The organism is Kosakonia sp. HypNH10 (assembly GCF_029850615.1).
Taxonomy (GTDB): domain Bacteria; phylum Pseudomonadota; class Gammaproteobacteria; order Enterobacterales; family Enterobacteriaceae; genus Kosakonia; species Kosakonia cowanii.
This window is the reverse complement of record NZ_JAOTIU010000001.1, coordinates 1-13,986: the sequence shown is the minus strand read 5'-3', so window position 1 is coordinate 13,986 and position 13,986 is coordinate 1. Positions and strand designations below refer to the sequence as shown.

Here is a 13,986-nt window from a genome sequence, read left to right as displayed (position 1 = left end):
GTGATGTCGTGACATAGCATGCACCGCACAGAGGCGGCAATACAAGTTTTGACTGTTAAAGAGTGTGGCAAAAAATGGTGGCTTGTGCAGGGACGAGAAAGCATTGCGCCGCGCGCGGCGGATGCCTACTCTGAGGAGACTTACCGCATTCAGGAGCAAACTATGTCGGTCACCAATCCCTTTTTTACTGCCAGCCCGCTACCGTATCAGGCGCCACCTTTCGATCTTATTGAGCAGGAGCACTATCGCCCGGCCTTTGATGAAGGGATGCGGCAAAAACGCGAGCAGATTGCGGCGATCGCGCAAAATAGCGCGCCGGCGGACTTCGACAACACCATCCTGGCGCTGGAGCAGAGCGGTGCCTTGCTCACTTACGTGACCAGCGTCTTTTTTGCCATGACCTCGGCAGACACCAATGATTTCCTCCAGCAGCTTGATGAGGCCTTCTCCACGGAATTAGCCGGGCTGGCGAACGACATTTATCTTGATGAACAGCTTTTTGACCGCGTTGAAGCGGTATGGAAAAGCCTGGATACCGCGAACCTCGACGCTGAATCAACGCGTCTGGTTGAAGTGACCTATCAGCGATTTGTGCTGGCGGGCGCGATGCTGGATGAGCAGGATAAAGCGACATTGAAAGCGCTTAATACTGAAGCGGCATCTCTGATTAGCCAGTTTAACCAGCGCCTGCTGGCGGCGGATAAAGCAGGCGGTCTGGTGGTGGACGATGTCCGCCAACTCGACGGCATGAGCGCTGAAGAGATTGAGCATGCCGCCGAGGCGGCGAAAGCCAAAGGGCTGGAAAATCGCTGGCTGTTAACACTGCTTAACACCACACAGCAACCGGCGCTGGCCGTACTGCGCGATCGTCAGACGCGAGAGAATCTGTTTAAAGCCAGCTGGCTGCGTACCGAGCGCAACGATGCCAACGACACCCGCGCGCTGGTGCTGCGTCTGGCACAGTTGCGGGCTCAGCAGGCGCATCTGCTCGGCTTTGATGATTTTGCCAGCTGGAAGATTGCCGATCAGATGGCCGGTACGCCGCAGGCAGCGCTGGAATTTATGCGCAATATCGCGCCGGCTGCCCGTGCGCGCGCTGAACGCGAGCTGGCAGATATTCAGCAGGTTATCGATAACCAGCAGGGTGGGTTCACCGCGCAGGCCTGGGACTGGGCCTTCTACGCGGAACAGGTCCGCATGGCGAAATACGATCTCGATGAGACGCAGATTAAACCCTACTTCGCGTTGAACACAGTGTTAACGGAAGGGGTCTTCTGGGCAGCCAGCCAACTGTTCGGCATCCGCTTTCAAGAACGGTTTGATATCCCGGTCTATCATCCGGACGTGCGGGTATGGGAGATTTTTGATGCTGACGATCGCGGGCTGGCGCTCTTTTACGGCGACTTCTTTGCCCGCGACTCGAAAAGCGGCGGCGCCTGGATGGGGAACTTTATCGAGCAGTCGACGCTTAACGGCACGCAGCCGGTTATCTACAACGTCTGCAACTACCAGAAACCGGCCAATGGGCAGCCTGCGCTGCTCTCCTGGGATGAGGTGATTACAACTTTCCACGAGTTTGGCCATACGCTGCACGGGCTGTTCGCCAGCCAGCGCTACGCCAGCCTCTCCGGGACCAACACGCCGCGCGATTTTGTTGAGTTCCCGTCGCAGATCAACGAGCACTGGGCCAGCCAGCCGCAGGTGTTTGCCCATTACGCTCGCCACTACCAAAGCGGCGAGCCGATGCCGGATGCCCTGCGCGACAAGATGCTGCGCGCCACGCAGTTTAATAAAGGTTACGACATGACCGAACTGCTGAGCGCGGCGCTGCTGGATATGAACTGGCATGGGCTGGCGGCGAATGCAGAAGTCAACGATGTGGCAAGCTTTGAAGCGCAGGCTATCGCCAAAGAGAAGCTCGACCTGGCCGCCGTACCGCCGCGTTATCGCAGCAGCTATTTTTCCCATATCTTCGGCGGCGGTTATGCCGCGGGTTATTACGCCTACTTATGGACGCAAATGCTCGCCGATGACGGCTATCAGTGGTTCGTTGAGCAGGGCGGGTTAAGCCGTGAAAACGGGCAGAAATTCCGCGAGGCGATCCTGTCGCGCGGCAACAGCACAGATTTAGCTGAACTCTATCGCCAGTGGCGCGGGCACGATCCGCAGATCGAGCCGATGCTGAAAAATCGGGGCTTAAGCGAATAAGTCTTCGCGGGATGGGAAAAGAGCCGGGCGAGATGCCCGGTTTTTTTATGCTCAAGCGGCTCCGTCGATAGCAGATGCAACTGGCAGCCGTAAATTAAGAGCATTGTTTCAAACCGCACGACTTCATCAGCCATATGTCAGGGCGATTAAATCTTTGTGCCCATAATCCGCGAAACGACAGCTTTCGCCGCATCAAGCTTGGCTTTTCCTGCTTCAGAATGGGTGCCTGATTCGAAAGCTTTGAAGTTACCTTCAATCTTCTCAGCGGCTCTTTCAATGAACACGTGCGGCAGCTCAGAGAAGATGGACTGGAAAATGACTTCATAAGCTAAAGCGCGACACTGCAGATCGTTAATCGTTTCTTCGGTTGTCTTCATCATCTCTCCTTAAGAAATGCTTTGATGCATCATATCGATTGGTTAAAAAACGTTCTGTCGAGACTACCTGAATAAGTTAACGCCACGCGACGTGTCTAAAACGGACAAGCCATTTCTGAAAACGATTAACGCTAAACGGTACAGCTCACAGCAGTTTTGTGAAAAGGCGCTGAACACTGACCTGTCCGGTTTGACCCTGTCAGCGTTCGTGAACGTTTCCTGTTAACCGTTATCGACCAGAAGACCTTTATTCTTTATCAAAAATTGAAATCGCGGGATTCTACGTGCTGCGCGATGAAGAGCTGTGAGCGAGGCCGCCTTGCGATAAAGGTTTATGCTTTAAAAACTTACATAACCCGCACGAGCATTGACCGATCTCCCTTCGCTTAATAACGTTAAACGTGGTGATGAATCCCCCTACGCGGAGGGGCTACCAGTCACATCTTTTGGGGTGAAAGCGAGTTGTGCGGGCTGGCGCGCACTCACCGGGAGGCACCCGGCATCACCGAAATATCCTTAGCCAGAGACGGGTTATTTGGCCGGTCTCTGGCTTTTTGCCGCCTTTTTATACCCACACAATTGCGAAAGTGTGGTCCACCTCACGTTTCCCGCCGTAGCGTTATCCCTCTCATTAAGCCAAATTATAGGACCTAATTTTTAGCGCTTAACAATCTATGGCATGGTGCAGGCATGATGAGCATGGCTGTGTTAATGTCGAAGGCAATTTAAGCAACTGAGGTAACCGACATGACCAAAAATGTAGTGGTAATTCGCGCCGGTGGTAAGGTTGAGCAGGTGTCCGTGGAAGATAACGCCAAATCGGTCACCTTTAAAAATGAGCAAAGCGCTTTTCTGGAAATCCCGATCGAGCCCTGGGAGCTCGACGGCGAGACCTACTTCGTCGCCCGTTTCTCCGATCTGGTCACCCAGCAGGAGACGGAGCAAGCTATTCGCAAGTTTCATTAAACCCTAACCGCCTGCGGGCGGTTTTTTTCTGCCTGTATGTGGAGGTATCGATGGAAACAGAACGTGAAGTAACAGCCGCTACGCCGACCATCAGCACGCAGGACAGCGCGCTGTCGCATCTGGTCTCCTGCGCAAACCTTGGCGCAAGCATGGTGGTCACGCTGGTGGTTGGCGGTCAGGTAGTGGCAGGTGAACTGGTATCAGGTGAAGAGTATGCGCTGTCAACGGCGCAGGCGATTCGTTCTGTTGCCGGTGATGAGGATATTAAAAATCCTATCGCCGCTTTTTTCGATCAGCTGGCAGTAGATTACCGCGTCGACGACGAGCATGAGATTCCGCTTAATTACCTGCATATTAAAGATCCATCATGGTTGACAGGTAATGGCAGCTGGACGAGCGTAAAGGGCACAATATTACGGGTGCATATTGCGAAGGTTAGTGGTTTTTCATTAGGCAAAGCAAAAAACGCGTAAACAAAAAAAACGGGGCCGGGAAAGAGGCCCCATTTTTATAAAACGAGTTTCGGCCAGCGCCGTCTTCTGAGTGCAGGAATACAGGTTAAAGCAGTAAGTCGCGCGCCACACACTGAGCAAATCGCCCCGTGCGAAGGAAGTTTATCAGAACAATAGGTAGTAAAAGTAAACTTGTGGCTACTGCAAACCGGGCACGTAAATTTAAGATTAGGGATAACCCCTCCGGTCTGTTGAATTGAAAAACCAGCCTAACACGCCCATTAGGTTAAAAGGGATATATCCTCTTTATTTTCAAAGTAAAAGGTCAGTTTATGTCAGGCAATCGTTTCGATGGTTTCGCCTGTTGCAGGCTTCAGGCCGGGCATTGTTTAGGTTCTGTTGAGGTTGTAACTGGTAAAGTGACATTAGCCCGTTAACATTGAAAACTGAGTTAGCGTGTAACAATAAGCACAAATCTATCCATGCAAGCATTGACCGCCATAACCGGCGGTTTTTTTTTGCGCCAGATAAAGCAAAAACGGCTTCTTACACATAATGTAAGAAGCCGTCGCGGTGGGGGATTATCGTCGTTCATCAATCGTCCCATTTATGGCTAAAATAAGCGGCTAAAAAACCTGAAAACAAAATAATGCCCAGAACCGCCATAAATACATGCATATTTCCCATTTTGTACCTCTCCATTTATTTCACTGATTTGCCTCACTTGAAAATTTTATCGCTGCAATGGAAAGATAATAGCCTGCTAAATATCAACAAACGCTTAATAATGTGAATTAATTCACCGCTTCGGTAAATTTTTTCCGGTAAGCCGCAGGCGACAGGGCGTGATGCTGCTGAAAATGGTGGCGCAGCGAGGCGGCGTTAGCGAACCCGCTATGACGGGCGATAAGCTCAATGCTCATCCGCGTTTGCGTCAGCAGTGCCTGCGCGCGCAGCAACCGCTCCTGCAATATCCAGCGTGCGGGCGTGGTGCCGGTGGCTTCCTGAAAACGGCGCAGAAAAGTGCGCTCGCTCATGGCGGTGCGCTGCGCCAGCGCGGCGACCGTATGGTTGCCCGCCAGGTGCTGGTGCAGATAATCAAACAGCAGGCCGAGCTGACGGCTTTCACGCGTACGCGCCACCGGGCGACTCAGGTGCTGAGTTTGCGCGCCGTCGCGGTGAGGTTGCACCACCAGCCGTCTGGCGACGCTGTTAGCCGCTTCAATACCAAAATCCTCGCGCACCACGTGCAGGCAGAGATCGATGCCCGCCGCGCTGCCCGCCGAGGTCATCACATTGCCCTCGTCATAATAGAGGGCGTCGTCCAGCACGACGATGGCCGGATAGTGTTCACGTAACAGGTCGGTATAGCGCCAGTGCGTGGTGGCTTTGCGCCCGTTGAGTAACCCGGCGGCCGCCAGCACAAACACCCCAGAACAGATCGAGATAATCCGGCAGCCGCGCTGCCAGGCTTCCTGTAACGCACGGCACAACGCGGGTGGCACCGGCTGATCGGCGCCGCGCCAGCCGGGAATCACCACGGTATTCGCCTCAGCAAGCAGTTCAAGGCCGCCTTCCGTCATGATACGAATGCCGCCGGTGGCGCGCAGTTCGCCATCATCAACGGCGGCAACGGCAAAGTCATACCACTTATCGCCCATCTCCGGGCGCGGCAGGCCAAACACTTCCACGGCGACGCCAAATTCAAAGGTACAGAGCCCGTCATAGGCGAGGGCGACCACGCGATGGCGATCGGTCGGGTGTCGTAAAGTTGTCATTATCCTGGTGTTATCTGGCAGAGAAGGGCGCATTCAGGGCGCGCTGTTTTGGTTAGATTAGTGTTAACACAACCACGGAGAAAAGACGATGAGCTATGTAACCGATATTCCCGCCGCCTCCCCGGAAGAAGCCGCCAGCCACTTTATGCACCGCCTGAGCGTTGAGACGGACTGCGCGGACGTGCACCACGCCCTGACCCATAACGAGAAAGATTTTGTCTTACTGCACGTGGTCGGCAGCCCGGATGCCTTTGCGCGTCGCCATCTGCCCGGTGCAATCCATCTGCCTCATAACACCATCACGCCGGAGCGAATGGCGGATTGGCCCGCCGACACGCTGTTTGTGGTCTACTGCGCTGGCCCGCACTGCAACGGCGCTGATTTCGCAGCGCTTAAGCTGGCGCGTCTTGGACTGACGGTAAAGATCATGATCGGCGGTATTACCGGTTGGCAAGATGAAGGTTTTAGCTTCGCCAGCGGGATAGAGCACGCCGCCTGATCGCTGATTATTTTCATCTTTCTGCACTGAACATGAATTTTTTTCATGGCACGTGAAATTTTCTCGTTTGCCGCCGTTGCCCCGGTGTGACATTTTGTTTGGACATTTAGCCGTCCAGAAGTCTAAATATTCAAATAATGAATTATCACGCCGGGCAACCATCTGCCACGGCGCATAAGGAGAGAATTATGCAGCGACATCAGGCCCCGTTCCGTGCAGACGTAGTTGGCAGCTTTTTACGTCCCGACGCCATTAAGCAGGCGCGTCAGCAGTTTGCGCAGGGTGAAATCAGCGCCGATCAGCTGCGTCATGTTGAAAACGAAGAGATTCGTCATGTGGTGGAACAGCAGTGCGCCTGCGGTCTGCACGTGGTGACCGATGGCGAGTTTCGCCGTGCCTGGTGGCATTTTGATTTCTTTGCCGGGCTGGAGGGCGTCGAGCTTTTCGAGGCTGAGCAGGGGATCCAGTTCAATGGTGTACAGACCAAAGCGCACGGCGTGCGCGTGACGGGCAAAGTGAGTTTTAAAGACCACCCGATGCTGGAAGATTTTCGTTACCTGAAGAGCATCAGCGGCGATGCGCAGCCGAAAATGACTATCCCCAGCCCGAGCGTGCTCCACTTCCGCGGCGGCCGTAAGGTGATCGACGCGACGGTATATCCCGAGCTGGATGCCTATTTTGACGATCTCGCCACCACCTGGCGTGATGCGATCCGCGCGTTTTATGATGCTGGCTGCCGTTATCTGCAACTGGACGATACCGTCTGGGCCTATCTCTGCTCTGACGATCAGCGCAAACAGATTGTCGCCCGTGGTGACGACCCGGAGGAGCTGGCACGCATTTACGCCCGCGTACTGAACAAGGCGCTGGAGGGTAAGCCGGAAGATTTGACCATCGGGTTGCATGTCTGCCGCGGCAATTTCCGCTCGACCTGGATCTCCGAAGGGGGTTACGAGCCGGTGGCGGAAGTACTGTTCGGCGGCGTTAATGTTGATGCCTTTTTCCTCGAGTACGACAACGATCGTTCCGGTGACTTTGCGCCGCTGCGCTTTGTGCGTCCGGGTAAACAGCAGGTGGTTTTGGGCCTGATCACCACTAAAAACGGTGAGCTTGAGAACCCGGAGGGAGTGAAAGCACGGCTTGAGGAAGCGGCGAAGTATGTTGATATCAGCCAGATTTGCCTCAGCCCGCAGTGCGGTTTTGCCTCAACCGAAGAGGGCAATTCGCTGACGCCGGAGCAGCAGTGGGAGAAAGTACGCCTGGTGACCCGTATCGCTGAGCAGGTGTGGTAACAGGCGCCAGCCTTGGTTTGCCTCCGCTGCACGATTGCCGGATGGCGGCTACGCCTTATCCGGCCTACGGGAATGGAGCCACTGAAACGGCGTAGGCCGGATAAGCGGTTACGCGCCATCCGGCATATTCCGCGGCACTCATGCCACATGGGTGGAATGATTCCGTTCACCAGGCGTTCGGGAGTTTCATTAATCTCTTATGCGGTGAACGGGACAAAGGGAGCGGCCGCGCTCCCCTTGTCAATCCCCACGGCCCCGCGAGGAAATCGGTGCTGCGCACTGCGCTCACCTCCCGCGTGCCTGGCTGCGGCCGGCTCGACTCGACTTGCTCACCCCTACGGGGATTCGCTCCCTGTCTCGGTTCGCCTCTGTCCGCCATCCATGGCGTCCAGACCTTGTCATTCACGCTTCGGTTCGCCGATTTCAGCGGGGACACAACCCCTCGCTGCCATATCGCAGATAAAAGCAACATTGTTGTGGCTGTGGGCTCGCTTTTGTAGGCCGGATAAGCGTTAGCGCCATCCGGCATTATTTCCGCGGCATCATTGCCGGATGGCGCGTTACACGCTTATCCGGCCTACGCGGTTCCAGCGCCCCTTATTGCGTCTGCAACACGCCCCATGGCCGGACGCGCATCCCTTTGAGCATCATCAGCCAGGCGATGACGATGGTGACCATCAGGATGACAAACAGCGACCAGGGCGGCAGCGTGGTGAGGATCACGCCGGTTAACAGCGGGTTCATCGCCGCGCCCAGCCAGCCGAGCGCCTGCGCGGAGAAGTAGGTCGCTTTCATGCCCGGCGGCGCAATATTATCAATCAACAGATACTCGCCCGGCGCATAGATCACCTCGCCGAGGGTAAACACCGCGGCAGAGAGGCCCCACAGCCATAAATTGTCGCCAGAGAGCATAAAGCCCGCGAGGCCGATAACAAAACTGAGCGTGCCAATCCCCATCAACGGCCGCAGGTTACCCGGCGTGAGTTTGCGCCCAACGGCATACTGCAAGGTGACGACTATCGCTGCGTTGACCGGCAGAACCACCGCCACCACCCGCTCGGCGAACTCGCTGCTGGCCACCACCATCACATACTGCGACAGGCAGGAAGCAAAAGAGCCAGCAACGAACGAGGCGAGAAAGTTTGAGAGGGTAAACCAGCCCAGCGCTTTATCCTTCAGCAGCACCGACGGGGACCAGGAGGCGGCAGGATCGTGGCCCTCTCCAACGGCGATGCGCTGCACATAGAGCTGAATAAACACCAGCGGAAAGGCGGCGCAGAAGACCGCCAGCCAGAAGGGCAGATTGATGCTCTGCATCACCAGCAGCGTGCCGAGCGGTGGCCCGACGGTCCAGCCGATATTGAGGAAGGTGTAGTTGAGCGAGAAAATTTTCGCTTTCGTCGCTGGCAGCAGCGTATCGGCAAAATAGGCTTTCAATACCGTTGAAAAGACCGAATAGGCGCAGTTGATCAGCGCGAAAAAGAGCACCACCAGGCCAGCATGATGGGTCAGCGGAATGGCGGCAAATCCGCCGATAAAGGCGACAATTGCCAGCAACATATAGCGTTTTTTATCGAACTTATCCGCCAGCATGCCAAAGCCAAGGCTGAAGATCACCCCCACGGTCAGGGCGATACTCATCGCATAACCGACCTGATCGACCGCCATGCCATACTGGCGATTGAGATAGATGGTCATAAACGGCAGCGTTGCGCCGCGGCCGATCGTTAACAAAAGTGATGAAAAAAGTAATGCAGCGGTGGAGCGTGTTTGTGTCGAGGTCATTTTCTTACCCGGCATGTTTATTTTCGTTTTTGTGATACCAACAGCAATAACACGTCGAAACTGAGTCACACAACCGCCAATTTGTCTGTGGGTGCCAAAAACGACCTACCGAATTTAATGATCTATTACTGGACTATTTTTTCAGTTAACGTAAATTTTTTACAAATTTGTAAACAAAAAGGGGCGTAGATGGCGCGTAAAGATGTGCTGCTGGCAATGCTGGTAGTCGTGGCCTGGGGCCTCAATTTTGTGGTGATCAAAGTGGGTCTGCACGCCATGCCACCGCTGATGCTCGCGGGGCTACGCTTTTTGCTGGTCGCTTTCCCGGCATTACTGTTTGTTGCCCGCCCAAAAGTGCCGATGCGTCTGCTGCTCGGCTATGGCCTGACCATCAGCTTCGGGCAGTTTGCGTTTCTCTTTTGCGCCATCAAGTTCGGTATGCCCGCAGGATTAGCCTCGCTGGTTCTGCAAGCGCAGGCCTTCTTCACTATTGTTCTGGGGGCGGGGATCTTTGGCGAACGGTTGCAGGTCAAACAGCTGGTCGGCATTGCGCTGGCAGTAGTCGGCGTGCTGGTGCTGATTGAGGCGAGCCTCACAGGGCAACATATTCCGCTGCTCGGCTTTATGCTTACGCTGGCGGGGGCCTTTAGCTGGGCCTGCGGCAATATCTTCAATAAAAAAATTATGCAGCACAGCTCGCGCCCGGCGGTGATGTCGCTGGTGGTATGGAGCGCGCTGATCCCGATTGTGCCGTTTATGGTCTGCTCACTGATTTTTGACGGCCCGGCCTTGATGCTGGAAAGCGTGGTGGCGATCGATACCACAACGCTGTTGTCGCTGGTCTATCTGGCCTTTATCGCCACCATTCTCGGCTACGGAATTTGGGGAACGCTGCTGGGGCGGTATGAAACCTGGCGCGTTGCGCCGTTGTCCCTGCTGGTGCCGGTGGTCGGCATGGCGAGTGCAGCCCTGCTGCTGGATGAGAAATTGTCCGCGATGCAGCTGGCCGGTGCCGTGCTGGTGATGGCGGGGCTCTATATCAATGTGTTTGGTTTTCGTCTGCGCCGGGCGGCACCGGCAAACTGAAGGTAAAAAAAAGCCCCGCACGGTACGGGGCAAACGGTTAGCTGCGTTGATGGTAATACGCTACGCCTAACTCGTCAGATTTGTCGCTTCCCGCCCCCATATGGTTGAAGTCATACGGCGATGTTTGTTGGGCGGCGGGTATGATCATCGCGTCACGGGCATTTTGCCCGGCGCTGTGATCAAACTGCTCCGCATAACTCTGGCCACTCAGCAGCACCAAAAATGCCGCTGCGGCACAGGTAATACGTTTCATACTTTCCTCGATACGTCTTTAATTACAGGCGATTAGTTAACAAGCGTGATTTAACGGATAGAGATAGCGGGACTCCGCAGGCATATCCGTGACCCGGAACTTATGCGGCGGCACGTCAAAATAGTTTTTGAACGTGCGGGTCAGGGTCTGTTGCGATTCAAACCCGTAACGCTCCGCCAGATACAGGATCGGCTCATTGCTTCCCTTGAGCTTCTGCGCAATTTCCGTCAGCTTGCGGCTGCGAATGTATTGTCCCAGTGAATGACCAGTCTCTTTTTTAAACATCCGTTGCAGGTGCCACTTAGAGTAACCTGAACGCTCTGACACCTTTTCCAGGGAGAGCGGCGACTCCAGGTTATCCTCGATCCAGTCCAAAATGCTATGAATGGTAATAGCGTCAGTGTTGCGTCTGGACATCGTCATACCTCTTTGTTTTTACGGCAAGACTTTCTTAAGCAAATGCTCAAGTGTTGCCACTTCTTCTGCGGTTAAGTTTTTTGTTAATTCCTGATGCAGGTCTTGACCCACTAATTGATGACATTGCTCACAGAGCGTCGCGCCTTCAGGTGTTAATCGCACCAGCACGCCGCGCTTGTCATTAGGATTCGGGCTGCGTTCAATCCAGCCTTTACACACCAGCCTGTCCATCATGCGGGTCAGTGCGCCAAGGTCGACGGAGAGAACTTTTTTCAACTCAACCGGGGTAATACACCCTTCACAGCGGACAGAGCAGAGCACCTTAAACTGGGCTGCGGTGATATCCAGCGGCGAAAGATAGTCGTTGAGTAAACGATCTTTTTTTTGGTTAACCATGTGGATCAAGCGGCCTAAAGGAATGATGTCGTTGAATAGATCATTCGTGCTTTTCACAATGGTTGCCCCGGCAAGTAGTTTAATCACGGCAGATATTATTGCTCAGGCAAATATAAGTCAACCAAATGGGTATCGGATGCCACTAATTGCTAAAACTTTTCACACTTAAGAATATTTGTAATTTCATCTGCTTGAATTTACGTAACTTTTACCCATTATCAGCATAAGTGAAGGCGCTTTTGCCGCCGCGTTGCGGCTATACTGGCGGGGTTGTTAACCGGGGAGAGGTGAAACGTACCATGATGGAATTGATCAAAGTTATCGGTCTGGGGCTGGTGGTGTTGCTGCCGCTGGCTAATCCGCTGACCACCGTCGCGTTGTTCTTAGGCCTGGCGGGCAACATGAACAGCGTCCAGCGTAATCAGCAGGCGCGCATGGCTTCGCTCTATGTCTTTATCATCATGATGGTCGCCTGGTACGCGGGGCAGGTGGTGATGAACACCTTTGGCATCTCGATTCCAGGCCTGCGCATTGCCGGTGGGCTGATTGTGGCGTTTATCGGCTTTCGCATGCTCTTTCCACCCGTAAAGAGCCATGAGTCGCCGGAGACAAAAGCCAAAACGGCGGAACTGGCGGATGAGCCGGAGACCAATATTGCCTTTGTACCGCTGGCGATGCCGAGCACTGCCGGGCCGGGTACTATTGCGATGATCATCAGTTCGGCGTCGACCGTTCGCCACGGCGCTGATTTTCCCGCCTGGGTGATTGCCGTCGCGCCGCCGCTGGTTTTTGCCGCCGTGGCGCTGATTTTGTGGATTAGCCTGCGCAGTTCCGGTGCGATTATGCGGCTGGTAGGCAAGGGTGGGATTGAAGCCATCTCGCGGCTGATGGGCTTCCTGCTGGTCTGTATGGGCGTGCAGTTCATCATTAATGGCGTGCTGGAGATTATCTCGACCTATCCGGCAGGCGCCTGATGCGGCAGTTCTCCGGCTTCATTCTCTGCTGCTCTCTGCTGATCGTTGGCTGCCAGCAGCAACAGCGTGTCGAAGCGCCGCTTGGGCAGAGCAGCTTTGCTGCGTATCAACAGCAGACGCGCGATTATGTCGCCGCCCACCGCGCCTTTCAGACGCTGGATAAACCCGCCGAATTGCGGCTCAATACGCCGCAGGAGTGGCGTCCTGCGCAGAAAGCGCGCAAGGGGATTTTGTTGATCCACGGGCTCGGCGACGCGCCGGGATCGTTCGTCGATATCGCCCCTGAGCTTGCCCGCAAAGGGTTTCTGGTGCGCACCGTGCTGCTGGACGGGCACGGCACACGTCCCGCCGATCTGATTGGCGTCAGCGTTGACCAGTGGCGGCAGGTGGTGAATGAGCAGGCGGCGATTCTGGCGAAAGAGGTCGATTCGCTCTGGCTCGGCGGCTTCTCTACCGGCGGCAACCTGGCGCTGGAATATGCTATGGAACATGACAATGTGCAGGGGCTGCTACTCTTCTCGCCAGCCTTCAGGCCGGGTACCCGCTACGCTTTTCTGGCACCGACGCTGGCGCTGTTTCGCGACTGGCTGCGCCCGCCGGGTACGCTTTTCCCCCAGCAAATTGCCACCCGCTACTTACGTGTGCCGACCAACGGTTTTGCCCAGTTCTGGCGAACCAGTGCCAGCGCACAGAGTTTGCTGGCGCAGAAGTCCTTCAATAAGCCGACGCTGGTAGTGTTAACGGAGCATGATTCGGTGCTGGATACGCGCTGGATCCTCGATCAGTTCGACCGCGCCTTTACCCATCCCGCCAGCCGCATAATCTGGTACGGCACGCCACCGTCCGAATCAGTGACAATGTCACGTTTACGCGTGAAAACCGATATTCTACCGCAGGATCGCATCAGCCAGTTTTCCCATATGTCGGTGCTCTTTTCACCGGATAATCCGCTCTATGGCCGTAAAGGCAGCGTTATGCTTTGCGGCAACGGCCAGTCGGAAGAGGCAGCAAGGCGTTGCCTGAAAGGTGAAGAGGTGTGGTATTCCGACTGGGGATTAGTGACGCCGGGGAAAATTCACGCCCGTTTGACATGGAACCCGTGGTTTGAATGGCAGAATTCGGTGATGGACGATGTTATCAGCGCAGCGCCCTGATGGCTTCACAGTAGCCGCTGAAACCGAGTAGGCCGGATAAGCGTATGCGCCATCCGGCATTCTCTCTGCGGCACCTTTGCCGGATGGCGGCTGCGCCTTATCCGGCCTACAAAATCGAGCCTACAGCGACACCAGTGTGGCTTTGATTTTCGGTCTTGCAGCGATGGGGTTGTGTCCCCGCTGAAATCGGCGAACCGAAGCGGGAATGACAAGGTCTGGACGCCATGGATGGCGGACAGAGGCGAACCGAGACAGGGACAAAATTGCCGGGAGCAATTTTGAACAGCGCTTGCGCTGGCCCCGAAGGGGCGAGTCCCATGGATGGGACGAGTAAGTCGAGTCGAGCCGA

General features: G+C 55.1%; 15 protein-coding genes. 8 read left to right on the top strand and 7 right to left on the bottom strand.

Going from position 1 to position 13,986, the window contains the following annotated elements; all coding sequences use genetic code 11:
- Positions 1 to 162: 162 nt before the first annotated feature.
- Positions 163 to 2,208, top strand: coding sequence for a peptidyl-dipeptidase Dcp (gene dcp, locus N7V53_RS00075; protein WP_279792689.1), 2,046 nt, complete (start codon positions 163 to 165; stop codon positions 2,206 to 2,208).
- A gap of 146 nt (positions 2,209 to 2,354) precedes the next feature.
- Here dcp and N7V53_RS00070 read toward each other — a convergent pair whose 3' ends face one another.
- The gene (locus tag N7V53_RS00070; RefSeq protein WP_235180465.1) at positions 2,355 to 2,588 is read right to left on the bottom strand and encodes a hypothetical protein; all 234 of its coding nucleotides are present in this window, start codon (positions 2,586 to 2,588) and stop codon (positions 2,355 to 2,357) included.
- A 744-nt stretch (positions 2,589 to 3,332) separates the two neighbouring features.
- On the opposite strand from N7V53_RS00070, the gene N7V53_RS00065 reads away from it, so the two are divergent.
- Entirely contained in the window at positions 3,333 to 3,551 is a 219-nt protein-coding gene (locus tag N7V53_RS00065; protein ID WP_023481553.1) for a hypothetical protein, read from the top strand.
- A 50-nt stretch (positions 3,552 to 3,601) separates the two neighbouring features.
- Complete coding sequence (locus tag N7V53_RS00060; protein WP_023481625.1) at positions 3,602 to 4,024, top strand: hypothetical protein; 423 nt, start codon at positions 3,602 to 3,604, stop codon at positions 4,022 to 4,024.
- Positions 4,025 to 4,597: 573 nt separating this feature from the next.
- Here the strand turns inward: N7V53_RS00060 and mgtS are convergent.
- Positions 4,598 to 4,690, bottom strand: a complete 93-nt coding sequence (mgtS, locus tag N7V53_RS00055; protein WP_023481773.1) for a protein MgtS — start codon at positions 4,688 to 4,690, stop codon at positions 4,598 to 4,600.
- A gap of 107 nt (positions 4,691 to 4,797) precedes the next feature.
- Positions 4,798 to 5,781: a transcriptional regulator FtrA gene (ftrA, locus tag N7V53_RS00050; RefSeq protein ID WP_279791421.1), complete on the bottom strand. Its 984-nt coding sequence runs from the start codon at positions 5,779 to 5,781 to the stop codon at positions 4,798 to 4,800.
- Positions 5,782 to 5,869: 88 nt separating this feature from the next.
- Between ftrA and N7V53_RS00045 the strand changes: the two genes are divergently transcribed.
- Together N7V53_RS00045 and N7V53_RS00040 are read left to right on the top strand one after the other, a co-directional pair.
- Positions 5,870 to 6,280, top strand: a complete 411-nt coding sequence (locus N7V53_RS00045; protein ID WP_279791419.1) for a rhodanese-like domain-containing protein — start codon at positions 5,870 to 5,872, stop codon at positions 6,278 to 6,280.
- Positions 6,281 to 6,468: 188 nt separating this feature from the next.
- Positions 6,469 to 7,572, top strand: coding sequence for a cobalamin-independent methionine synthase II family protein (locus N7V53_RS00040; protein WP_279791417.1), 1,104 nt, complete (start codon positions 6,469 to 6,471; stop codon positions 7,570 to 7,572).
- 597 nt (positions 7,573 to 8,169) lie between these two features.
- On the opposite strand, the gene ydeE is transcribed toward N7V53_RS00040, so the two are convergent.
- Positions 8,170 to 9,357 (bottom strand): efflux MFS transporter YdeE, encoded by a 1,188-nt coding sequence (gene ydeE, locus N7V53_RS00035; protein WP_023478577.1) that lies wholly within the window; start codon positions 9,355 to 9,357, stop codon positions 8,170 to 8,172.
- Positions 9,358 to 9,546: 189 nt separating this feature from the next.
- Here ydeE and eamA point away from each other — a divergent pair, with 189 nt between their 5' ends.
- Entirely contained in the window at positions 9,547 to 10,443 is an 897-nt protein-coding gene (eamA, locus tag N7V53_RS00030; protein ID WP_279791414.1) for an O-acetylserine/cysteine exporter, read from the top strand.
- Between the two features lie 37 nt (positions 10,444 to 10,480).
- On the opposite strand, the gene marB is transcribed toward eamA, so the two are convergent.
- From marB to marR, 3 genes are read right to left on the bottom strand one after another with little or no spacing between them, the layout of a single operon-like run.
- On the bottom strand, positions 10,481 to 10,696 hold the full coding sequence (gene marB, locus N7V53_RS00025; RefSeq protein ID WP_139569930.1) for a multiple antibiotic resistance protein MarB: 216 nt from the start codon (positions 10,694 to 10,696) through the stop codon (positions 10,481 to 10,483).
- Between the two features lie 36 nt (positions 10,697 to 10,732).
- Positions 10,733 to 11,113: an MDR efflux pump AcrAB transcriptional activator MarA gene (gene marA / locus N7V53_RS00020; RefSeq protein WP_023478575.1), complete on the bottom strand. Its 381-nt coding sequence runs from the start codon at positions 11,111 to 11,113 to the stop codon at positions 10,733 to 10,735.
- 18 nt (positions 11,114 to 11,131) lie between these two features.
- On the bottom strand, positions 11,132 to 11,566 hold the full coding sequence (gene marR, locus N7V53_RS00015) for a multiple antibiotic resistance transcriptional regulator MarR (protein WP_023478578.1): 435 nt from the start codon (positions 11,564 to 11,566) through the stop codon (positions 11,132 to 11,134).
- Positions 11,567 to 11,808: 242 nt separating this feature from the next.
- Between marR and N7V53_RS00010 the strand changes: the two genes are divergently transcribed.
- On the top strand, positions 11,809 to 12,483 hold the full coding sequence (locus N7V53_RS00010; RefSeq protein WP_279791410.1) for a MarC family NAAT transporter: 675 nt from the start codon (positions 11,809 to 11,811) through the stop codon (positions 12,481 to 12,483).
- Complete coding sequence (locus tag N7V53_RS00005) at positions 12,483 to 13,637, top strand: alpha/beta fold hydrolase (RefSeq protein ID WP_279791408.1); 1,155 nt, start codon at positions 12,483 to 12,485, stop codon at positions 13,635 to 13,637. The genes N7V53_RS00010 and N7V53_RS00005 overlap by 1 nt, the downstream gene beginning before the upstream one ends.
- Positions 13,638 to 13,986: the final 349 nt, after the last annotated feature.